A 21789-nucleotide genomic window follows, 5' to 3' on the forward strand; every position below is an offset into this window, starting at 1 on the left:
GTCCCTCCTGATTAGAAAAAAATCTGCCACCCCATCAGGCCCACCACCATCGCCAACCCACCCAGCGCCCACTTCATCACCCGTATCTGCTGCTGCAACTTGCGCAGCGCCAAGCGCCCCTCGTCGATACCCGCGCCTATCTCCACCTGTATCTCATCCAGCCGCACCTGCGCGTGCTCCAGCGCCAAATGGCGCACTCCCACGTCTGCCATGCTCGCTTCCACTTGCGCCAGCGCAGTGTCGAACCGCTGCTGCAGGCCCTCCCGCGCGCTCTTTACTTCTGTCGCCACCCGCATCAGCTTACGCGCACCGTCCTCCGTGAGCCCACGCAGCGCCACATAGTCCACCACCAGCGTCTCCAGCGCCTCGGACTGCTCCTTCAGCGCCACTTGCTGCGCCACCAGAGCTTGGGTCTGTTCCGCCAACTCCTCCGCCTGCCCCGCAAGCGCCGTCTGCTGCACGCCGATCTGGCGCTGCTGTGAGGCAATGCGCTGCGAGTGCAGCAGCACGATCATCATCAGCTGGGACAGCGACTTGGAGAACTCCGCCTGCAGTTCCTGCGCATCCAGCTGCGCGCCTTCCAGCTTGTCGTTGTCCCACCAGCGCATGAATGCATTGCGCTGATCGTGTTCGTTACGGAACTTCTTCAGCGAATCCAGCTTGCAGAAATTCCCGTGCATCCGCGCGACGACGGCATCGACATCGATGCGATGCAGGAAATCTTCCGGCACCTGCACCAAGGCCATTTTTTCGATGATGTCGCTCATTCCGTTTCGTCCAGTTCCATGTCAATGAAAAACGCCGCCATCTCTTCCTCCAGCGCCAACATCGAGGCACCCGCGACTTCCAACGCGGCACCCGTGCGCAGATAGGCATCCTGGGTCCGCGCGGCGCCTTCGTGCGCCTGATCCAGCGCCTGTGCGTTCGTGGCAAACGTCTCCGCCAGCGCGGCATTCATCTGCGCCAGTTCCAAGTTGGAGGCCACCATTTGCGCTTGGCTGGCCACCAGCTCGGCCAGGGTCTGGGCAAGACGCGCGTCGGCCTCCAGCCCCTCCAGTTGGGCTTGCAGGTGTTCGGTCCCCGGGGAGGTCAGCGCATCGAACAGACGATCGATGCCATACACGACCAGCGCGGCCATCAGGCCGGTCAGGATCGCAGTGATCACCGGCGAAAGAATCCCCGCCAGCGGTGCCAGCAGCGGAATGCCGAGCAGGAACCCGTTGACCGACTGCTCCAGCAGCAGCCCCAGGCTCGTGGTGACCACGCCAGTCAGTACCTTGGTCACATCGCGCGCGATGTCCATCGACGAGCGGCCCTCGGCAGGCGCCACCAGCATCTTGATCGCCTGGAACAGGCTGCCGGCGCCTTCGCGGATCACCGTGACCACTTTCGCCGAGGTCGTCACGAAGGTATTGATGACGAAGGTCATCAGGTTCGACACGAAGCCCTCGATGCCGCCCACTAACAGCGCCTTCAGCGCCGCGCGCAGCTTGGCCTGTACGCGCGCCATCACGCGCTTCAATGCCGCGAGAATCTGGTCGACGAGGCTCACCTTAGACTCGGGCTCGCGCACGATCCGCACCACCTCCACGAACGAGCCATTGACGAATTCGTGCATCACCACACCCATGGCCTTGCGCAGCGCATTGCGCCCCGCCTGCTCGGCGCCGGTCACCAGCAGCCGTCCCGTGTGGTGCTGTACCCGCTCGCCCATGGTCGGCAGGTGGTCGTCGATCGCCGAGCGCGCCTTCTCGATGACCGGCTTGGTCAGGCTTTCGTCGTAGCCTTTCTCGCTGGACAACGACGACTCCGCGGACTTGTGGCCCTTCTCGCGGTTGTTCTCCATCGTCGTGTAGTTAAGGTTGGCCGGATCAGAGCTGAGCGCGGTGCGCTCGGCCTTGTCCAGCATCCAGCCCCCTTCCCGATGCGCCTGCTTGAGCGGGATGGTATGGTCCAGCTCGGCGTTCATAACCAGCATGCCGTTGCGGTCTTCGCGCTTGGTGGCAGCCTTCTCGCCTGTGTAGGTGTCCGTGAACTCATTGGAGTTCATCTGGCCACCGCGCACCGCCTCGCGCATTTTTTTCTTGCGGGCGGCCTCGTATTTGTATTCCTTGCGGCGGTACTGCTCGCACTGGCGCGAGTAGATGTCCTTCTCCGCATTGAACTGGGTGGTGACGTTGCCACCCTGCTTGTCGTCGAACATCAATGTGGTCAGGCCGAATGGCCCGATGATCTGCTGCAGCACCTGCTCGCGACTGCTTTCCAGTAGCTCTTGGAAGCGCTGCTGGCGCAGCGCGTGCTGCGATGGGCTCGCTGACAAAGGCAACGGCTCGCGTTCCTGCAGCCCGTACAGAACGCTCGCCCGGTCGATCGCGCTGGCCAACAACAGGTCGACCTGCTCGGCCTCCACCACCTGCCGTTCGTCCTGCTGATAGAAACCCGCGCCTTCCTTGTGTTGCATGCCCACTTCCCCGTTGATGGCGCGCCATACTTGCCGAGCACGATCTCAGCGAATGCGACAACAGAACAGGCCGACGCCACTGAAGCGCACCGCGAGATCTTCCTATCGGCAGGCTACCAAATTTATTGAGGCGCGGAGAAACGGGTGGCAAAATTGGGGCCTGTGTTGATCTTTCGCTTCATTCGAGCTGCATAGACGCAAGCGATTCGCGAAGCTCGGTGCATCTCGCAGCATCTGCTCGGTGGATATCACGCAGATGATCCTCAGAGCACCCAAAGTCTGCCCTGACTTTGGCTGCGCTGGTCTCGGGGCTGTAGGCTTAGTAGGGCGAGGTGAACTGTGGGGTCTCAATGGACGAGATGGACGTGCCGCATGCTCCGATGGAAATGTTGCCATTGCCCATTCCTATCCAATGCGTCAATGCGTCGGAGGCCGACTCCGCTGAGCGCCGTATCGAGCATTCCCATACGACTCCTGCACGCCAGCCAAGATCGATGATCGCCCGGATGACGGCCAGGTCACGCTCCCTGTTTCTCTGCAACTTCGCATCCCAGAACTCTGGACGTGTCTTGGGAAGCCGGAAGTACGGGCAGCCCTCGTGGCGATGCCAGAAGCAGCCGTGGACGAAGACGGCCACCTTGCGTCCAGCGAAGACAAGATCCGGTCTTCCTGGTAGTTTGCGGTCATGTAGCCGGTACCTTAGCCCTTTCTGCCATAGCAACTGTCTGAGAATGAGCTCGGGGGCGGTATCCTTGCCTCTGATCCGCGACATCAGCGCCGAACGCTTCTCTGCGGTCATCACATCAACCATTGCCAGAGTCCTCTGATCTTGTCCGCGGCATCAAAGCGCAAAAGTGGTTCAGTCGGTGTCATCGACATCTTCGCCGGTCCGGGTGGCTTGGGCGAAGGCTTCAGTAGCTTCAGTCCGAAGAACTCGACACTTCACCCCTTCCAACTGGCTGTCTCGGCGGAGATGGAGAAGTCTGCCCATGCGACGCTGCAGTTGCGGGCCTTCGTGCGGCTCCTGCAAAGGGCTGAGGGAGAGCTGCCCACGGTATATCGGAACTACCTCCAGGAGTTCGCATACGGCAATGCGGCGCTTCCGGGTGCCCGGTTCCGCGAGGGGAAGTGGGCGAGCCTCTGGCGTGAGGCCGAGGAGGAAGCCCTCAATCTCACAATGGGTGTGGATGCCGACAACGAGCGGCTCCATCAGCGCATCGAAGCGGTACGCGAGTACTACGACCAGCTAGTATTGATCGGCGGGCCTCCATGCCAGGCTTATTCTGTCGTCGGCCGTGCCAGGCAATCCAAGATCAGCGAGTTCAAGGCGAAGGGTGACCACCGCCACTTCCTTTACAAGCAGTACTTGGGAATCCTGGCCAAGTTCACGCCCGACGTCTTCATCATGGAGAACGTCAAGGGGATCCTCACTTCCAAGGTGGGTGACCAGGCAATGTTCGAGGCGATCCAGCGCGATCTGGCGGATCCGAAGGCCGCGCTGGGCAAGGGGCGCGGCGGCACCGGCGAACGGTACGTGCTGTTGCCGATCCATGTCGACGGCGATTCGCTCAGGACCCACGAAAGCGTTGCCGAAGATCCCGCAGGCTTCCTGATCCGATGCGAGGACCACGGAGTGCCGCAGGCGCGGCACCGGATCATCATCATGGGGGTGCGCGAGGACCGGTTCAGTGGTCGCATCGAGCGGATTCCTGGTCTGGAGTGTCCGGACAAGCAGACATCTGTCGCAGATGCGTTGAGAGGGTTGCCAGGGCTGCGAAGTGGAATCAGCCGGCAGCAGGACAACGCCAAGGACTGGAAGGAAGCGTTCGAAATTCAGCGGCGTCTGCTTGTCCAGTGCGTGGATGATCCGAAGCTGAAGGCGGAGCTGAGGACGATCGAGCCCAAGTCCCGATTGCCGCGATCCTCGGTCAGCTATACCACAAGCGTTATCACGGGTTTCGAGGACAAGGTGCGAAAAGGGGGGCAGCCGGCAGTCCTCAATCACGAGGCGCGCTCGCACATGCCTTCGGACATGGGGCGTTACCTCTTCTGTGCCGCCTTCGCCCAAGTACACAAGCGCTCGCCAAGAGGTGCTGAATTTCCTTTGGCGCTTGCCCCCTATCACGCAAGCTGGACCACGGGTGCTTTTTCGGACCGGTTTCGTGTTCAAGTCAGGAACCGGCCATCCAATACCGTGACCAGTCATCTGTCGAAGGATGGGCATGCCTTCATTCATCATGACCCGGGACAGTGCAGGAGCCTCACGGTTCGTGAGGCTGCGAGGTTGCAGACTTTCCCGGACGACTACCTCTTCATGGGCAACCGGACACAGCAATTCGTGCAGGTGGGCAACGCCGTCCCGCCGATGATTGCCCGTCAGATCGCCAGGGTCGTTTCGGACATCATCAAGGAATAGGCGGGAGGACAGCTTTGAGTGATGCGCAGCTTTCCAAGCAGTCCCTGCCTCCACTTTTTCGTGCGGCCCTACAGCAAGGCGACATTGAGCGTGTCGCACGACACATCGCAGAAGGCAGAAGTGTCGACTCCGCCGATCAGCGCGGTCGCACTCCTTTGATGTTTGCGGCCCAGGCAGGGAATGTGCAGCTATGTAAGCTGCTTCTGGAACATGGAGCAGACAAGGCCGCATTGGACGGATCAGGCATGTCGGCAAGCGACGTGGCCAAGGCTGCTGGTTGGATCGCTGTGGTCGAGCTTCTCGCGCCACATGGAGATCCGGATGTAATGGACCTTGGCGATCCCGCCGAGACCGATACGGAGGCCGACATCTTCGGGACATGGGAGCCGGAAGACGTCGCTACTATTCCCGCCGACGACGAGGTTGTCCGAACCGGCATCATCGAAGCCCAGTCGTTACTCGAAGGCCAGCGGCCTATTCCGCAGGATGCCGGTTGGGGAAACTTTGTCTTTGAGTTGCCGGACCCCGACGGAATGGATGCTGCCATCGGGCTGCAAGAAGACGACCAGCAGGCGCTGTTTGCAACCCTCATCGGGCGAGCCTCGGACTACGGCCTATACAGACAACGCCAGATCGATCTGCTTGTTAGCGACTCGGAACTGGGGGCAGATGTGGACTTCGGTCAGCACCTGCGGCAACTGCTGGGTGATATCGGCGCGATCCCCGACGACGAACGGGATGAATGGCTGGTCGGGCCTCTGATCGACGAGGGTCTGGACCTTGAGGAGGATCCGGAAGCGTATCTGCAGTATCTGAGGGACCTGTCGGCTACACGAAATGATCCGCACTTCCAGCTGACGAAGGAGGTGGAGCGCTCGGTACTGCTCGACCGTGATGGCGAGGAGCGCCTGGGCCTCTTGGCGTCCTTGGTAATCAACGACGCGATCCGCACCATGTCAAATGATGAGCATGCCATGGAAGCCCTCATCAATTTGGAAATGGTCATTGCCGATGACCCTTATGCGGCCGGAAGAATAAGTCGCATCGAAGCGGATGGCGATGAAGAAGGAAGTTCCAAGATATCCGAAAAGTTGAAGGGAGTTCTGGCGCTCGTATCTTCAGCTTGGGCAAGCAGGGATACCGTCCCCAGCAAGAATATTTCCGTTCTTGTTGAACGGCTCGAACTGACGATGTACGGCGTCAGGACGGTTCATCAATCGATGTCGGCGGCGGGGCATGCAAATCCGCATCTTGCGGAGATCCTTGCGCGTGGTACGAGGGTGGAGCGGGAAATGTTCGCGGCCAACATCAGGCTTGCTATCTCGGTGGCAGAGAAATATGCCTGGTCCAATATCCCGCGGATGGACCGCATACAAGAGTCCTTCATCGGACTGTTGAAGGCGATCGAGAAGTTCGACTTCCGGCGGGGATACAAATTCTCGACCTATGCGACCTGGTGGCTGAAGCAGGCTGTCACTCGAGCTATTGCGGACAAGGGTAGGCTTATTCGTGTGCCGGTGCACATGATGGAGAGGTTGAGCAAGGTTGCGAAAGCGGCCCGAATGACCGGCTTCGAGTCTCCCATGGGAATACCGCTCTCCGAGATCGCGAACCTGACCGGGTACTCGGAAGCGGAGGTGAGGAGAACCTTGTCGGTTGTCGAGGATGCTTCCTTATGGGAGGACTCGCCTGCCGATCAAGATGCTGTCATGTCCGTCGCCGATGAGTTGGCGGATCCGGCAGACTTCGCCGAGCACATGGAGATGGCAAGGCTCGTCCACCTCAGCATCAAGGAGATCTCGGAAAAGCAGGCTGATGTAATTCGGCACAGGTTCGGTCTGGTCGATGGCGTCGAGAGAACGCTCGAAGAAGTTGGGCAGATGCACGGAGTGACGAGGGAGCGCATACGCCAGATCGAAGTCAAGGCACTGAAGGCTCTGCGTCATCCGCAGAGGACATTGGCTGCTTTGGAGGGATACGTTGGAGAGCTATTCGATGAATAGTGGTCATTCCAGCTTGTCGGGAATCCGCAATGCGCCACCCAAGGCCAGCGCCATGGTCGAGGCACTGCGCGGCCTTGGCTACACGACCGAGACAGCCTTGGCCGACCTGATAGACAACAGTATTTCTGCAGGCGCCCGAGCTATCGACGTTGGCTTCCACTGGTCAATGCACGACAGCTGGATAGCAATCAGTGACGACGGGGGAGGGATGACAGATGCCGAGCTCGAGAGTGCGATGAGGCTGGGTGACAGGAATCCTCTCCATCAACGTAGCTCAACCGACCTCGGAAGATTCGGCCTTGGCCTGAAGACCGCCTCGTTCTCGCAGGCTAGGCGCCTGACAGTCGCCAGCAGCAAGGATGGTCAAACCAGCTGTTTGCGCTGGGATCTCGATGTACTGGCCAATGACCCGCACGGAAACTGGAATCTTCTGGAAGGCTCCTTCGTGGGGTCTGAGAGCAGGTTGAATCTGCCTGCGGGTGGCGGCCGAGGCACGGTCGTACTTTGGGAAAGCCTGGATCGCATCGTATCCAAGTCCTACAAGGAGCGGGACTTCCTGGACCTGATGGACAGGGTTGAGGCCCACCTCTCCATGGTGTTCCACCGCTTCCTCGACCGAAGCGGTCCTTGGATCCGACTGCGCATCAATGGGAAGGAACTGAAGCCCTGGGACCCATTCCTGACCGCGAACTCGGCGACGTGGCGATCTCCGGAAGCCAACATCGGTTCGGGTGATTGGCAGGTATCGGCACAGGCGTTCGTGCTGCCACACAAGGACCGTCTCAGCGACAAAGCGTTCTTGGATGCGGGCGGGCCAGAAGGCTGGGCTTCACAGCAGGGCTTCTATGTGTACCGTGGCCGTAGACTTTTGGTTGCCGGAAGCTGGCTGGGTCTCGGGCGTGGTCGATCATGGTCCAAGGACGAGGCGCACAGGTTGGCACGGATCCGTCTGGATATTGCCAACAACACTGATGCGGACTGGAAGATCGATGTCCGGAAGTCGTCCGCGCAGCCACCGGTGAGGCTGCGGGACCAGTTGACCCGCTTGGCAGACGATGTGCGCGACAGGGCCAGGAAGGTGTTCCTGCACAGGGCCCGGTCCAACGCTTCATCCAACCGTCCCGAGGACCTAGCAGCGGTCTGGATGTCGCATGAGATCAAATCAGGCCGCCGCTATCGGGTAGACCGCAGTCATCCGGCCATCAAGCCGTTGCTGGATGAGGGCGGGGAAATCAAGGAGCGCGTGGAGACGATGCTCCGTGTGCTCGAAGAGACCATTCCGGTTCAAAGAATCTGGCTGGAAGCTGCCGAGACAGGAGAGCACGCCAAAGGTGGCTTCACAGAAGAGCCAGATGAGTCGGTAAGAAAAGTGCTCTTGAGCCTTTACAGAACACTTATGGTGAGGTCGGGTTTGTCCTCGGACGAGGCGAAATCTAGGTTGCTCAAGACAGAGCCCTTCGATCTGCATCCCGATCTGGTCAAAGGCTTGCCCTCCGATATCAATGAGAACAATGAGCGTGGAGCTGTATGAGCGATTCCAATGAAAGCAAGACCATCCGCCTCGTACAGATGCTTCTTCTCGAGGAAGAGGACAAAGGAGGAATCACCCCCGCGTTGATTGCCGAAAAAATCGGGATCGCCATGATGTTGAATCCGAAGTGGGCCGTGGATCTCGACAAGGATGCGGTCACCGACGAGTTGATCCGAAGGTTCAGCATCTGGGTCGGAGATGACACATCCCTGAGGGACGAGGCTGGACATGAGCCGTGGCTGGATGCAACGCGAAAGAAGGACTGGCGATACTGGCAGCGCTATCGCGAACTTCTGGAGAAGGACCTTTCCTGGGACATAGCCGACAAGTTGGACAAGTCGACCGACAAGATTCTTGGAATGCTCGAGGATCCGGTCCGGAAGGGGAGCTGGAGCAGGCGCGGGCTCGTTGTGGGTCATGTCCAATCTGGCAAGACTGCCAGCTATACCGGTTTGGTGTGCAAGGCCGCGGACGCCCAGTACAAGGTGATCATCGTCCTTGCAGGGCTCCACAACAACTTGAGGTCGCAGACACAGATCCGCTTGGAGGAGGGCTTCCTCGGGTACGAAGCAAACGGAGAGAGCGACGTCCTCCGCCGGGTCGGTGTCGGCTTGATCGATACCGACATGTCCATCAAGCCGAACTGCGCGACTACCCGTGCGGAAAATGGTGACTTCGGCGGTCGTGCTGCTACGCAACTCTCCATATCCCCCGAGGAGCGTCCTTGGCTTTTCGTCGTCAAGAAGAACAAGTCGGTCCTCGTGCGTCTTCTGAAATGGATCCAGAACCATGTGGCCGACCTCACCTTGCGGGATGCGGAGGAAGGGACGAGCTCCGACGAAAACAAGTTGCCGTTGGTGAAGAAGCGCGTCACCAAGCTTCCACTTCTCATCATTGACGATGAAGCCGACAACGGTTCGGTGGACACAGGCGAGACCGTGCTGGATGAAGACGGCAAGCCGGACGACGAACACCAGCCGACAACCATCAACAAACTGATTCGACGGATACTGCATTCGTTCTCGAGGTCCGCCTACGTCGGCTATACGGCCACTCCCTTCGCCAATATCTTCATTCATGAGAAGGGGGAGACGAAAAGGGAGGGACTGGACCTCTTCCCATCCGCTTTTATTCAGAGCCTCGCTGCACCAAGCAATTATGTGGGGCCATCCACGGTGTTTGGCTATCCGTCACCCGAAGGGCGGCAAGGACAGCTGCCATTGGTCAAGGAGATCAGCGATTTCCAGTCCGCGGACAAGCAGACAGGATGGATGCCTGCGAAGCACAAGATCACCCACATGCCGGCTTGGAGCAGTGATGAACCGCTTCCTCCAAGTCTACGAACCGCAATCGATTCCTTTGTACTTGCTTGTGCGGTCCGCTCCATGCGTAGGCAAGGGGCGATGCACAGCTCGATGCTGATCCACGTCACTCGCTTCAACCAGGTTCAAAAGCTGGTAAAGGCTGACGTTGAGGACTACGTGAGGTCTATGCGTCAGCGGGTCACGAGAGGCATCGGGGAGGAGGATGTCGTCGAGCGCCTCCGCCGGATGTGGGAAGAAGACTTTGTCCCCGCCACACGTGTCCTCGTGGACGCAGGCATCGGCGACGTCCCGGAATTGGAAATTTCCTGGCCGGAGCTTCTTGATGCGATTCCCGGCGTGTTGGAGGACATTGATGTAAGGCTTGTCAATGGCACTGCCAAGGACGCCTTGGACTATGAGTACAACAAGGGAAGGGGGTTGAAAGTCATCGCCATCGGTGGCGACAAGTTGGCGCGTGGACTGACGTTGGAAGGCCTTTGTACAAGCTACTTCCTCCGTGCCTCCAAGATGTACGACACGCTGATGCAGATGGGCCGCTGGTTCGGATATCGCCGGGGCTATCTGGACCTGTGCCGCCTGTACACGTCCTCCGATCTGGTTGAATGGTTCCGCCACATCTCCGATGCGGCAGGTGAGCTGAGGGAGGAGTTCGATCTGATGGCAAACTCCGGAGCCACGCCGAAGGAGTTCGGACTGAAGGTGCAGTCGCATCCTGAGCTGATGGTCACTTCCCAGATCAAGATGCGGAGTGCCAGGACATTGCTGCTCTCGTACAGCGGTCAGCTGATGCAGACGGTCTCATTCTCGAAGGGAGATGTCGGGAGGAATCTGCAGGCTGCTCGAAGGCTTGTCGGAAATCTGGGCCGTCAGGACGAATACGGCGAGATTGCAAGGACCTTTGGAGATACCCGTCAAGCCTGGCACGGCCACCTCTGGAAAGGTGTCAATTACCAGACCGTTGTCGATTTCCTTCTGGACTACAGGACGAACAGCACTGCGCATCGGGTAAACAGCGCGGTGCTGGCGGAATTCGTGCGGAAGATGGCTAGCCTAGGGGAGCTGACGAACTGGGATGTCGCGCTGATCGGGAACAAGTCGGGAGTTCCCGTTGAAGTGGCTGATGGGATCAAGGTCAACAAGGTTGGCCGAAGTGCCGATGTAGTCGAGGGAGATAGGTTCGCCATAGGGGTCCTGTCCGATCCAAAGGACGAGATGATCTGCCTCGACCAAAGTCAGTGGGATGCTGCTTTGAGGATGTCCGTAGAGACTTGGGAGCGCCGACAGGAAAAGAAGTCGGCCACGGCTCCAGAGGTGCCGAGTGGTCCAGCCATGCGTACAGTTAGAGGACTTGGTGCGGACGGTGTCCAAGCCAAACCTGAGAGTGGTCTCCTCATCATCTACGTGCTGGATCCGAAGGGTGAGCAAGGCGCGCTGGCCGATGTCTCCGACGTCGTCGCCTTTGCCATGAGCTTTCCGGGAAGCAAGGCGGATGTCCGCGTCGAGTACAAGATCAACAATGTAGGTTGGGAACTGGACTATGGCGCATCGGAATAAGGAGGAACAGCTAGCTTCGGCATGGAGGGCGTTGAGCGGGCTGGCCGATGGCGCGGGCTGGAAGGTCATCGAACTTTCGAAGACCGTGACCAGTCTGGTCCTGGCTGGAAGACGGGGGAGTGGAAACGAGGAGAGTCTGCTGGTGGGGATCGCCGATGTGGTACCTCCAAATGATTCCAGGCTGCCACGTGGGCAGGGTTTCGCGTTCCACCAAACTGAGATGCCGCATGGCGGCGGGCGCGCCTGGTTTGCACTCGTTCGTCAGCAAGGCGGGCCACTTGCGTTGTTTACGCTCATGGCGGCAGATCTCGTGTCGCTTTTGGAGCGTGCCCATGACGATAGAGGAGAGAAGGTCCTCGGTTCGCTGTTGGCTAGAATTCGAGCATGGCAGGACTTCATGAAGAGGGAACAGCCCGCTGTTCTTTCGACTGAAGAGGAGGTTGGACTGCTTGGTGAACTCGTTGTCTTACGGAACATGATTGCCGACGGCATGTTGGCGGCCGATGCTATGGAGTCCTGGGTCGGCCCCATGGATGGATTGCATGACTTCTCCATCGGAACTGGCGGGGTTGAGGTCAAGACCACCACATTGCCTGCTGGATTCACGGCCAGGATCGGCAACTTGGACCAGCTCGACAACAGTCTTCATCGGCCGCTCTATATCGCCTGTGTTCGTGTATCCCAGAGCGATGGAGGGAAGACCCTTCCTGAGTATGTCGATGATCTGGCGCGAGCTATTCAGGATGACGCAGCAGCCTTGTTGTTCTCAGGGAGGCTTTTCGCAGCAGGCTATCTTGAGGCCATGCGTGACCATTACAGCAGGCGCTTTCTGACAAGGGAGCTGATGTATCGCCTGGTTGAAGACGAGAGCCCTCGTTTGACAAGGGCTACGGTACCGGCGGCGGTCAGCGAAGTGATGTATACGCTGGATCTGGATGCTTTCCCGGTGGTCGCGAGGAGCTTCGCGGAGATTTCTGGAAAACTTGGAGCGTAGGAAGATGGAACTGATCGAATTCCTCGGACAGATAAGAGCTGAGGTCCAAGATGAGATTTCAGAAAGAATGACTGCATCGGGCGCGGCCTACCCTTATCCGGAGCTTGTCTTCTCGGAGATCGTCATGAAGCACATGGAGGAAGTAGGGATGACCTATGAGCCCCAAGTGTGTCACGTCGACAGCAAAGTCGGACGAGGCGGTGCGAGTATCAGGCTCAGCGGCTATTCGATCTCGGAGGATGGAGACCGTCTTGATCTTTTCGTGACACACTACTTGAACTTGGACGAGCCTAGTTCGATTCCGGATTCCGAAACCAAGCAGGCAGCGGAGTACTGTGCGCGTTTCCTCAGGCTGTCGGCCGAAGGATCGATGGCAAAGAACTTGGATCCTTCTCATGACGCGCATGAGCTCGCCGTCCACATCCAAAGAGCGTACGGGGACCTCGAGGAGATCCGGATCTACGTTCTGACGGATGGCCAAGTCAAGACCAAGAATTTCAAGTCGCAGGAAATCGCTGCAAAGACCATCCGTCTTGAAGTGATGGACATCGAGAGGTTGCATCGTCACCTTTCAGAGGGGAGGCCACGCGATGAGCTGGTCGTCAATTTTGAGGAGTTGGCAGGTGGACCCTTGCCGTGCGTCTACATTCCTGGCGAAGCTGAGTCCTATGACTATGCGATGACGGTATTCCCTGGTGATGTGCTTCGCCACCTGTATGACAAGTATGGAGCTCGTCTACTCGAGGCCAATGTACGCTCATTCCTGAGCGCAACTGGAAAAGTGAATAAGGGCATCCAAGCTTCGCTCCGTTCGGAACCAGAGAAGTTTGTGGCGTACAACAATGGCATTGTGGTCGTCGCTGACGAAGCGAGTCTTGGCAGGACCTCGCAGGGTGGGCCTGGGATCGCTTGGTTGAAGGGAATGCAGATAGTGAATGGTGGGCAGACAACTGCATCCATTTACTTCACCAAGAAGAAATATCCCGACACCGACTTGGCGAAGGTTCGCGTTCCTGCCAAGGTTGTCGTACTGAAGGCGGATAACGCAGTCGCAGAAGAATCGCTGATAAGCGACATATCTAGGTTTGCCAACAGCCAGAATACTGTGAAGCAATCCGACCTCTCCGCCAACTCTCCTTTCCACGTAGAGCTGGAGAAGCTGTCGAATTCCGTGTATCTGCCGGACGGCGTAGGTCGCTGGTTCTATGAGCGTGCAGCGGGAAGCTACACGACCATGTTGGCGCGTGAGGGAAGTACGCCGGCGAAGTACAGGAACTTGAAGTCGAATGTAGTTCCACCTGCTCGTCGGCTCACCAAGACAGATCTTGCGAAGTTCTTGAATGCTTGGGGCGGACTTCCGCACTTGGCGAGTCTGGGCGGTCAGAAGAACTTCGCACGTTTCATGGACGACGTGCGTGAGAGGGAGGAGCGTGGCGAGCCCGTGATGCCCAGTGCCGGTGGCTTCAAGGAGATGATCGGTAAGGTGATCCTGTTCAAGCAAGTGCATTCACTTGTCAGGCCAATGTTTCCAGCATTCCAAGGCAATGTGGCGATCTACCTTGTCTCGCTGTTGGCAAAGCAGCATGGTAGTGCGATAGATCTGATGCGGATCTGGGAGCAGCAAGGCATCTCCGCAGCCTTCAAGGACCAAGTGAGGGTGTGGGCAAAGGAGGTGAATGCAGGCCTCCACTCTACAGCCGATGGCAGGATGATCAGCGAATGGTCAAAGAAGGAAGAGTGCTGGAAGAAGCTACAGCAACTTGAGCTGACCAGCATCAACGCGTTGATTCCCGAGATCAAGTGAGGATGTGCAAGGCCGCGAATCGTCACTGCGGCCATGTCGCCAGAACGAACAATGCCCGCGATGGGAAAGCGATCTGAGCTTGCAGCGGGGAGCCTTGTTTTCCGCCGACAACGAGGACGCCTTGAAGGGTCTTCGATCTGTCAGGCGTTACGCTTCGCCCGGCTCTTGAACTCAAAGATCATCTGGGCGAGTTCGTCGTCCTCGGCGTAGAAATAGGCCAGGGGGTAGCCGAGTACAGCTGCTATGCGTTGCTGGGTCTGCAGGTCGGGCTGGTGTACGCCCGTTTCGTACCGGTTGACGCGCGTACTCGCGACGAACTCATCAAGGCCAGCCTCAATTCCGAGCGCCCGTTGCGATAGTCCGCGCGCCTCCCGCGCCTCACGCAGGCGCTGGCTATAGATCGGAAGGGTCTTCCTCTTTGTCACGTTCTGATGTGCTCCGGGCTGCTCGTCCTGCGGTAATCCCCCCGTTTTAGCGTTCGCCAAAAGTGGAGCTACGCGGCCATCGCCAATTTCATTGCTGGGGTGATGCCGCCGAGCGCCATGTTGGGGCGCTCATGGTTGTACGTCCATAGCCAGCGCGTGGCTTTGTCCTGAACCTGCTCGATGGTGTCGAACAACGTTGTGGCCAGCCAAGCGTAGCGGACGGTGCGGTTGTAACGTTCGACGTAGGCATTTTGCTGCGGCTTGCCTGGCTGGATGTGCTCGATCCGGATGCCGCGCTGCTGTGCCCAAGCTAGCAGCGCGCCGCTGATGTACTCCGGGCCGTTGTCGCAGCGAATGGCGTTTGGCTTGCCGCGCCAGTCGATGATCTGATCCAACGCGCGGATCACACGGGCCGATGGCAGCGATAGGTCGACCTCGATGCCCAGACCCTCGCGATTGAAGTCGTCGAGCACGTTAAATAACCCGAAGCTGCGACCATCGGCCAACTGGTCGTGCATGAAATCCATCGACCAGACCTAGTTGATCGTCTCCGGTACCGACAACGGCTCTGGCCGCTCACGTACCAGCCGTTTCTTCGGCTTGATCCGCAGGTTCAACTCCAGCTCCCGGTAGATGCGGTACACCCGCTTGCGGTTCCAGCCGAAGCCCTTCACGTTGCGCAGGTGCAGAAAACATAGGCCGAATCCCCAGTCACGATAGGTCGTGGTCAACCGGACAAGCCAATCGGCAATCTGGACGTTCTCCTCGCTGGCCTTGGCTTGATAGCGGTAGCAAGTTTGGCTGATATCAAACGCCTGGCAGGCGTGCCGGATGCTCATTGTTTTGTTCGCCACGGCCCATCGGGCCATCTCCCGGCGTTGAGATGGCCTCACCATTTTTTTGCCATCGCCTCCTTCAGCAGGTCGGCGCTGAGCTGGGCATCGGCGTACATCTTCTTCAGGCGCCGGTTCTCGTCCTGCAGCTCCCTGAGCTGGGACATCAGCGATGCGTCCATGCCGCCGAACTTGCTGCGCCACTTGTAGAACGTCGCCGAGCTGATGCCGTGTTCCCGGCACAACTCCGGCACGGGCGTGCCGGCCTCGGCCTGCTTGAGGACGGCAATGATCTGGCTGTCGGTGAAGCGGGATGTCTTCATGGAACCTCCTCGGAAAAGGGTACGAGAAAATTCCACTTCTGGCGTCAGCTAACCTGTGGGGGGATTACCGTGGCATGTCGTTCTTGGTGCCCGCTTACTTGCTGGACGCGCCATCTTGCCGGTTTGCCTCAGCCAACAATTGCTCGTAAGACTGCACGCGTATACGTAGGCGAATGAGATGCCATGACATTGCAAAGGCAAACAGTAGCGTGAAGGCCAGCACGCCCTGGATTAGGGTGATCTTGCTCAGTACCGTCCAGTCGCCCAGACGCCAGTCTTTCAACTGCAGATAGAGGGCAAGCAGGACAGGCATGAAGCCAAGCTTCTCCATGCCACCGGTGAATAGCCCCAGGCGGTCGTGCATGTTGGTGCGACGATCACGCATGAATGCCTCGCGTCGACGCCGTTGTTCCAGCGGAAACCTGCGAAGCGCCGCGACCATCGATTGATACTGATGGAACTCCCGCTCCATCAGCTCTGCGTGATCCGCATAGGGGCGACGGAACCCCGGCCATTCGCGCTTGACGGTTAGCGCTGCCGAAATCAGGAAGCCTGTCAGCTCAGTCACAAGTCCGAAGACAGCTAAATAGATGCCAGTTTTGCCGTCCAACAGAGCACCGGACAAGATTCCGACGCCGGCACCGATCAGGCCAATCGTCAAGCTCCAGCGCTCGACTGGGCCGGCGCGGCTCTGCTCGGTCACCTGTGCGTAATGGGCCATTGCTGAAGAGAGCGATGGAAAGCTCGGGTCTGTGAGCTTGATCGCTTCTCCATCAATGTCGGCGCTGTGTTCCGTTGCTACTTCATCCATTGAACTCACCTGGCTTCCCTCGGGGATCGCGCAGCCAACGAATGGCTGTGATCGTCAGTATTCCTCAGCTGCCGGTGGTGCGCCAGCACGCTACACAGACGCGTCAAACATCCTCCTCAGTTGCTATTGACACGCACACGCTGCACTCGCAATCTAGGCCCAAGGAGCGTCGAAACTCCTCACACAGCGGTACCCACCTCCGTCAAACCGGTGGGTTTTTTGTGCCTGCATCTTGCAGGTACAAGCCGACGCAATGCCTGCGTCGGGAGGGCGGCTAATACAACACCCGCAAGGGGAATACGCCCGCCGGCTGTGTGCGGTTTCGAACCTCCCGACATCCCGTCGCCGTTGGCGGCGGTTCTTGGGTTGTTCCAAGAGGGCGTTGCCATGTCTACCGCACCATCCACGCCGGCCCCGGTGCCGGGTTATCTATTGCCAGCCTCCGCTCACCGCCTGCTGCTAGATGTAGGCGGGATGCTGCGCCAGCTCGCCGCACGCGCAGCTGTTGAGCAGGCGAGCGCCCATTGCGCGCATACGCTGAGTTGCCCGCCCGCTGTGCTGCCGCACACCTCGCGCCGCCGGTCCGCACGCAGGGCCATGGCGCTGCAGCAGTGCGTTGCCGCATCCATCACCCGCCACCGGCCGGAGGCGCCATGACACGCCGCCGTCCACCCACGGCATCTGCCAGCGCACGGCCCACCCGCACGCGTGCGCGCCCCACGCCGCCCAAGCGGGTGCAGTGGGTCGTTGTGGAACCCGACCGCACCAAGCTGCCACCGATGCTGCCACCCGACCCGGACGCCTCCCCGCAAGGCCCCGGCACGCTGCGCGCACCCCGCCGCGCACGGCGCCCGCGCCAATGCACTGTCAGCTACACCCATTACCCCGGCGCCCACGACCGCGCCGGCGACCAGCACGTGCCCCACGTCCGCCTCAGCGGCCTATGGCTGGAACAACTGGGCTTTGCCATCGGCACCAAGCTGCGCATCACCGCCAGCGAAGGGCAGCTGCTGATGGAGGTGTTGCCGCCGGTGGAGGTGCCGGCCAAGGCGCGTAGCGTGCGGCGATGATGGTGCGGCTGCCAGACCCCTTGCGATTGACCTCGGTGCCGGATGCCACTAGCGTCGCAGCCACACCAGCGCACAACGGACGCTTCATGATCGCGCGCCCCCTCTACGCCTTGCTCGCCACCCTCGCTCTGGGCGCATGCGCCCACACGGCGGCCACCCCAGCCCCGGCAACCGTCACGGAGACATCTGCCATGCGTTCCTCATCCGATTCCGCAGTCACTCCCCCTGGCAGCGAACCCAGCGGACCGATACGAACGGCAGAAGATGCACTCACCCGCATGCTTGCCTTGATTGAAGAAATCCAAGGGCTTGACGATCTGACACCCGACTACCTGCAATCCAAGATGGGTGTCCCGGTGACGCATGCCGCGTCAGATCCCAGGCGTTACGGCGGCAGTGCTCCGCTTACCAGTGAGTGGGGGTATAGCTTTGGCGTGGACCAGACTGCTACCGCAGGGCGTTGGTTCGAGTTCACCTTTATCCCAACGCAAGCGGGTGCTTCTCCGCCCATGACGGAGATCTGCAAGATCGATTTCGATACGTTCACGAAGAAGCTGGAAAGTATCGGGTTCGTGCGTCAGCGCAACATGGTGGAAGACGGGCGATGGATGAGTGACTTCTTCAGCCGGCCAGGCATACGCGTGGAGGTGTTTCCACGAGGTGAGGCTGATGCACCGCAGCAGCGGGTGGAGCACCACTGCGTTGAATGGATCTACATTCGTTAATCCAAGGAACGGTCATGCCTTTGAGTCCACAGGCGCAAGCCATTGTTGATGACTTCGGCCGCCAGCCAGGTGTCACTGCCGAACATGTCGCCAATTTGCAGGGCGTTCTTGCCGCTTCGCCCGTTCTGGTTGATCAATTCAATGATGCGGTTGCCAAGCAGCGCGTACTCAGTCTAAAGCCTCTGACTGATCCGAATGCAGGTGGGACGTTCACGCCTAATGAGAATTCCATCCGGCTGCCGCTGTCCAAACTTTCCAATGGGCCTGGTGGAACATTGCTTGATTCGGGTGACATGACGTTTGTGCTTGGGCATGAACTACAGCACGCCATGTACAGCCCAACCGCAGCTGTTTCCCGTAAGACGTTCGAAACCGCTGCGGCGCAAATAGCCAAGACCACGCACGACTATTCGGACGCGGCGCAGAAGGTTCTAGCAAGTAACCGTGTAGATGAAGCAAGTGCAGAAATTGCAGGCTGGAATGCAACCATCAGCAGGGTAAAGCAGTCAAATCCGCATGCCTCCCTGGAAGATATTTATCGGGAAGCCCCCGGCCGCATGCACGACTTCATTGATCGAACTGGCGGAATGCCGCAGTTCAATTACGTGCTCAAGTCCAACCTTACCCTGAACGCAGATATGACGATGCCCGTCACTCCTGCCAACGTTGAGGCAATGGGTGCGAACTTCTTCGACAAGGATGCCAAGAGCACCCGTATCGGCCATACCGGTCAGTCCGACTACGCCAACCACTACGGCCCGTGGGTGGTTGGCACAGCCGCCATCTATGAGCGGCAGTACAACAAGCCAAAGCCGGGCGAGCAAGAACAGCCGATGATCCTGGACATGCAGCGCCTGGGATTGAAGGAAGAAATACTGGAGCGCAATGGTATCGACCTGGGTAGCAATACCCGCCCCATGCCTTACCTCGACAGCAGCACGCAGCCGCCGACGCCCGGCCTGTTCCAGCACAGCAAGACGACGCACCTGCACGTCTCGCCGATCACTGCGCGCGAGCTAGAACAGGAGTTGCGAGAGCGCGATCCGCAATCGCCTGGGCCACCGGCTCAACTTCTTCCGTCAGACCCAGGCCATGCAGATCACTCGCTCTACCAACAGATCAGGGATGGGGTGCAAAAGCTCGATGCCCAGCATGGCAGGGAGTGGGATGCATCGAGCCAGCGCATGACCGCCAGCCTGCTTGCGCTGGCAAAAGAGGAAGGGTTGTCGCGGGTCGATCATGTGGTACTCAACAACCCAACGGCTCAGCTGGCGGGCGGCGAGAAGGTCTTCGTCGTTCAGGGCGCCCTCAACGACCCGGCTCACCAGCGTGCCCATATGTCGACCATGGACGCCGTGCAGACACCAGAGACCCAGTCGTTCGATCGCCTGCAGGAAATCAATCAGACTCAGGCCCAGGGGCGCGAACAGCAGCAGGCGCTGGAGCAATCGCAGCAAGCCGTTACCCAGGCCGGCCCGTCGATGACGCGCTGAGATGTTCTATATCGCTGGTACGCTGGCACTCAGAGCAACGAAGGCTGGAGTGTGCCCGTGAGCGTAAGGTTACTTAACTGCGTACTGGTTTTGCTCCTGGCTACAACAGGTTGCACTTTGATATTTGCCGAGACCAGTGCTCATGAGCTGCACGATCTCTCACTCTGCGCAGAGTCCCGGGACTGGGAGAGCGCAGGTGTAAACCGGGCACTGAAAATCAGACCGCAGATCATCGAAGATGAAAACGGGCGCTCATATCACTTTGATCTTGGTAGGAGAGACCGGTTGCGCTACCTGGATGCCAGTTGTGGATTCGGTGCCTATGCTGAGTGCAACTTTGAGGTTGCATCTTCGAACGGCAGAGGTTTTAGATTTTCCGAAGTTTCGACATTCAGTCTTTGGGAGCGTGACCGAGAGTTTTATCTCGTCTACCGTGTCGTTGCCCCAAAGCGGGAGTCTGAAAGAGATCTGCGAAGAGTCGTCAAGGTGGATGACCCACCTGTGGAGATATGCAATCAGATAGGCGACTACTCAAATCTGATGTAAATGGCCGTCGCAACGTCAATGGTCTTCTCAGCAGCTTGGGGCTTGGACTTTTGGCAAAGAGGGAATCGCCACTTTGCAAAGATGCGTACACTGCGCCCTCCTGGTAAACACTCATCTACCGCAGGAAGGAGCCGCGTCATATGCCATTCGCTATCTTCCGCCCCCACGTTTCGGCAGTGGCCACAGTGGTCTTTGCCACCTTTGCAGGATGCGCCATGACCGAGCCGCCGATTTCAAAGAAACAGTTCTCCGAGCATGTTGTGGCGCTGCTGGCCGGCAAGGACTCGGCCGTGGTTGAAGCCGGGACGCTGACTGATTTCGCCTGGAAGACGTTGTGCTTCGAGCGCGACGACAGTTTGTTGCTCAAGTTCGATCAGGGCGGGGAGACATCCGTGCTGCCGCTGCCTTATGAAGAGTTCTTCGTGGATGAGGCACATGTGGCCAATTCCCTCGAGGATAGCTGTGTGACGCCATCCGATCGCATCCTGATCAAGAAGAAGTATCCGGGCTACCAAGGGCCTATCGAGTTTCAAAAGGCAGCGCAGGGGGGCTGAGCCATGGTCGATATCACCGATCCGAAGGGCGCCAAGCGTGAGATCGAGCAGGAAGCGTATCGGCACTACGAACAGCTGAGCGGCATCACCTTGGCAAAGCGTCCCGATGGCACGTTCCAGTCGCAGGGGCACAATGATCAGCTCGATGCCTTCCGGCATGCGTATACCAGCGGCCGTGTCACCCAGCTCGCGTTAGGGCAGCAGTGGATTGCACGTAAGTTCGGAGATGAGGCCGAGATTGGGCCGGCCCATCCAAACGACCCTTACGAACACCGGATGGACTTGTGGAACAACGAAGCCGGCCGCCGGCTCGGTGATCAGACCTCCGGGCAGGATGCGCTTGCGCGTCAGGCATACGACGCGCTGCGTCACGGTGATCTGGCGACGGGTTTGAGCGATCCACGACTCAGGCAGTTGTTTCCTGACGATCCACGCCTGGCGCGCCCCCAGGGAGATCCAGAACGGGACCTTGTGACCAGCAGCGATGTTGACCGGATCAACAAGGATGTGTCGCGCTTGCAGGAACAGGCGCATGACAGGTTCCCGGACACGCATCCGGATCGTGCGTATTTCAACACCCTGCGTGGGCAGCTGCCGGCATCAGTTTCCGATACCAAAGTCGCCGAGGTGATGATTGCCGCAAAGCAGGCCGGTGTGGAACGGGTTGACCAGCTCGCCGGTGCCGTCCTGCGTGATGACCACATCTTTGTGGCTGGGAAGACGCCAGGATTTCGTGTGCAGGTGGACGCAACGACGCCGGCACCCGATATGCGCCAGAGCCTCTACATGGCCGACCAGCAGAATGCCGTCCACGCCTACGACCAAGGGCAGTCACAGGCTGCACAACATGCGCCTGCGCCTGGGCGTTAGCCGGCCCGCGGGTGCCTAGTGGACGGCTGTAGATTTTCTTGTGCTATCCGA

Annotated in this window: 17 protein-coding genes and 1 pseudogene; 12 read left to right on the forward strand and 6 right to left on the reverse strand. The window is 59.1% G+C overall.

Annotated elements, in window-relative coordinates:
• Positions 1-11 precede the first annotated feature (11 nt).
• The 3 genes from ACCQ12_RS02890 to ACCQ12_RS02900 form a co-directional block, all read right to left on the reverse strand.
• On the reverse strand, positions 12-767 hold the full coding sequence (locus tag ACCQ12_RS02890) for a hypothetical protein (protein ID WP_372382890.1): 756 nt from the start codon (positions 765-767) through the stop codon (positions 12-14).
• Positions 764-2461, reverse strand: coding sequence for an AI-2E family transporter (locus tag ACCQ12_RS02895; RefSeq protein WP_372382891.1), 1698 nt, complete (start codon positions 2459-2461; stop codon positions 764-766). Before ACCQ12_RS02895 ends, ACCQ12_RS02890 begins: the two co-directional genes overlap by 4 nt.
• A gap of 319 nt (positions 2462-2780) precedes the next feature.
• Positions 2781-3272 (reverse strand): very short patch repair endonuclease, encoded by a 492-nt coding sequence (locus tag ACCQ12_RS02900; protein ID WP_372382892.1) that lies wholly within the window; start codon positions 3270-3272, stop codon positions 2781-2783.
• Between the two features lie 18 nt (positions 3273-3290).
• On the opposite strand from ACCQ12_RS02900, the gene ACCQ12_RS02905 reads away from it, so the two are divergent.
• From ACCQ12_RS02905 to ACCQ12_RS02930, 6 genes are read left to right on the forward strand one after another with little or no spacing between them, the layout of a single operon-like run.
• On the forward strand, positions 3291-4877 hold the full coding sequence (locus tag ACCQ12_RS02905; RefSeq protein WP_372382893.1) for a DNA cytosine methyltransferase: 1587 nt from the start codon (positions 3291-3293) through the stop codon (positions 4875-4877).
• Positions 4878-4891: 14 nt separating this feature from the next.
• Complete coding sequence (locus tag ACCQ12_RS02910; RefSeq protein ID WP_372382894.1) at positions 4892-6880, forward strand: sigma-70 family RNA polymerase sigma factor; 1989 nt, start codon at positions 4892-4894, stop codon at positions 6878-6880.
• Positions 6858-8411: an ATP-binding protein gene (locus ACCQ12_RS02915; protein WP_243850020.1), complete on the forward strand. Its 1554-nt coding sequence runs from the start codon at positions 6858-6860 to the stop codon at positions 8409-8411. The genes ACCQ12_RS02910 and ACCQ12_RS02915 overlap by 23 nt, the downstream gene beginning before the upstream one ends.
• Entirely contained in the window at positions 8408-11290 is a 2883-nt protein-coding gene (locus ACCQ12_RS02920; RefSeq protein ID WP_372382895.1) for a Z1 domain-containing protein, read from the forward strand. Before ACCQ12_RS02915 ends, ACCQ12_RS02920 begins: the two co-directional genes overlap by 4 nt.
• The gene (locus ACCQ12_RS02925) at positions 11274-12284 is read left to right on the forward strand and encodes a PD-(D/E)XK motif protein (RefSeq protein WP_123137490.1); all 1011 of its coding nucleotides are present in this window, start codon (positions 11274-11276) and stop codon (positions 12282-12284) included. Before ACCQ12_RS02920 ends, ACCQ12_RS02925 begins: the two co-directional genes overlap by 17 nt.
• Positions 12285-12288: 4 nt before the next feature.
• Positions 12289-14088, forward strand: coding sequence for an AIPR family protein (locus ACCQ12_RS02930; protein WP_123137567.1), 1800 nt, complete (start codon positions 12289-12291; stop codon positions 14086-14088).
• A 140-nt stretch (positions 14089-14228) separates the two neighbouring features.
• Here the strand turns inward: ACCQ12_RS02930 and ACCQ12_RS02935 are convergent, their stop codons facing one another.
• The 3 genes and pseudogenes from ACCQ12_RS02935 to ACCQ12_RS02945 form a co-directional block, all read right to left on the reverse strand.
• Positions 14229-14513, reverse strand: a complete 285-nt coding sequence (locus tag ACCQ12_RS02935) for a helix-turn-helix domain-containing protein (RefSeq protein WP_104579213.1) — start codon at positions 14511-14513, stop codon at positions 14229-14231.
• Between the two features lie 68 nt (positions 14514-14581).
• Positions 14582-15669 (reverse strand): annotated as a pseudogene (locus ACCQ12_RS02940) (IS3 family transposase).
• A gap of 94 nt (positions 15670-15763) precedes the next feature.
• A complete protein-coding gene (locus ACCQ12_RS02945; RefSeq protein WP_372382896.1) occupies positions 15764-16480 on the reverse strand; it encodes a hypothetical protein in 717 nt (238 codons plus the stop codon).
• Between the two features lie 653 nt (positions 16481-17133).
• Here ACCQ12_RS02945 and ACCQ12_RS02950 point away from each other — a divergent pair.
• The 6 genes from ACCQ12_RS02950 (at position 17134) to ACCQ12_RS02975 (ending at position 21738) form a co-directional block, all read left to right on the forward strand.
• A complete protein-coding gene (locus tag ACCQ12_RS02950; RefSeq protein WP_372382897.1) occupies positions 17134-17550 on the forward strand; it encodes a SymE family type I addiction module toxin in 417 nt (138 codons plus the stop codon).
• A gap of 86 nt (positions 17551-17636) precedes the next feature.
• Positions 17637-18275, forward strand: a complete 639-nt coding sequence (locus ACCQ12_RS02955; RefSeq protein WP_372382898.1) for a hypothetical protein — start codon at positions 17637-17639, stop codon at positions 18273-18275.
• Positions 18276-18289: 14 nt separating this feature from the next.
• Positions 18290-19768, forward strand: a complete 1479-nt coding sequence (locus tag ACCQ12_RS02960; protein WP_372382899.1) for an XVIPCD domain-containing protein — start codon at positions 18290-18292, stop codon at positions 19766-19768.
• A gap of 57 nt (positions 19769-19825) precedes the next feature.
• Positions 19826-20314, forward strand: coding sequence for a hypothetical protein (locus ACCQ12_RS02965; RefSeq protein ID WP_372382900.1), 489 nt, complete (start codon positions 19826-19828; stop codon positions 20312-20314).
• Positions 20315-20454: 140 nt separating this feature from the next.
• Positions 20455-20868, forward strand: coding sequence for a hypothetical protein (locus tag ACCQ12_RS02970; protein ID WP_372382901.1), 414 nt, complete (start codon positions 20455-20457; stop codon positions 20866-20868).
• 3 nt (positions 20869-20871) lie between these two features.
• Complete coding sequence (locus ACCQ12_RS02975) at positions 20872-21738, forward strand: DUF6973 domain-containing protein (protein ID WP_372382902.1); 867 nt, start codon at positions 20872-20874, stop codon at positions 21736-21738.
• Positions 21739-21789: the final 51 nt, after the last annotated feature.

Source organism: Xanthomonas sp. NCPPB 1068 (assembly GCF_041479385.2).
Taxonomy (GTDB): Bacteria; Pseudomonadota; Gammaproteobacteria; order Xanthomonadales; family Xanthomonadaceae; genus Xanthomonas; species Xanthomonas cannabis.

Excerpts from the sequence above, each read along its gene's own strand:
- ACCQ12_RS02895 (WP_372382891.1), bottom strand. The coding sequence starts at position 2,461 with ATGCAACACAAGGAAGGCGCGGGTTTCTATCAGCAGGACGAACGGCAG.
- ACCQ12_RS02960 (WP_372382899.1), top strand. The coding sequence starts at position 18,290 with ATGCCTTTGAGTCCACAGGCGCAAGCCATTGTTGATGACTTCGGCCGC.
- ACCQ12_RS02900 (WP_372382892.1), bottom strand. The coding sequence starts at position 3,272 with ATGGTTGATGTGATGACCGCAGAGAAGCGTTCGGCGCTGATGTCGCGG.
- ACCQ12_RS02925 (WP_123137490.1), top strand. The coding sequence starts at position 11,274 with ATGGCGCATCGGAATAAGGAGGAACAGCTAGCTTCGGCATGGAGGGCG.
- ACCQ12_RS02930 (WP_123137567.1), top strand. The coding sequence starts at position 12,289 with ATGGAACTGATCGAATTCCTCGGACAGATAAGAGCTGAGGTCCAAGAT.
- ACCQ12_RS02955 (WP_372382898.1), top strand. The coding sequence starts at position 17,637 with ATGATCGCGCGCCCCCTCTACGCCTTGCTCGCCACCCTCGCTCTGGGC.
- ACCQ12_RS02975 (WP_372382902.1), top strand. The coding sequence starts at position 20,872 with ATGGTCGATATCACCGATCCGAAGGGCGCCAAGCGTGAGATCGAGCAG.
- ACCQ12_RS02890 (WP_372382890.1), bottom strand. The coding sequence starts at position 767 with ATGAGCGACATCATCGAAAAAATGGCCTTGGTGCAGGTGCCGGAAGAT.
- ACCQ12_RS02950 (WP_372382897.1), top strand. The coding sequence starts at position 17,134 with ATGACACGCCGCCGTCCACCCACGGCATCTGCCAGCGCACGGCCCACC.
- ACCQ12_RS02945 (WP_372382896.1), bottom strand. The coding sequence starts at position 16,480 with ATGGATGAAGTAGCAACGGAACACAGCGCCGACATTGATGGAGAAGCG.
- ACCQ12_RS02920 (WP_372382895.1), top strand. The coding sequence starts at position 8,408 with ATGAGCGATTCCAATGAAAGCAAGACCATCCGCCTCGTACAGATGCTT.
- ACCQ12_RS02970 (WP_372382901.1), top strand. The coding sequence starts at position 20,455 with ATGCCATTCGCTATCTTCCGCCCCCACGTTTCGGCAGTGGCCACAGTG.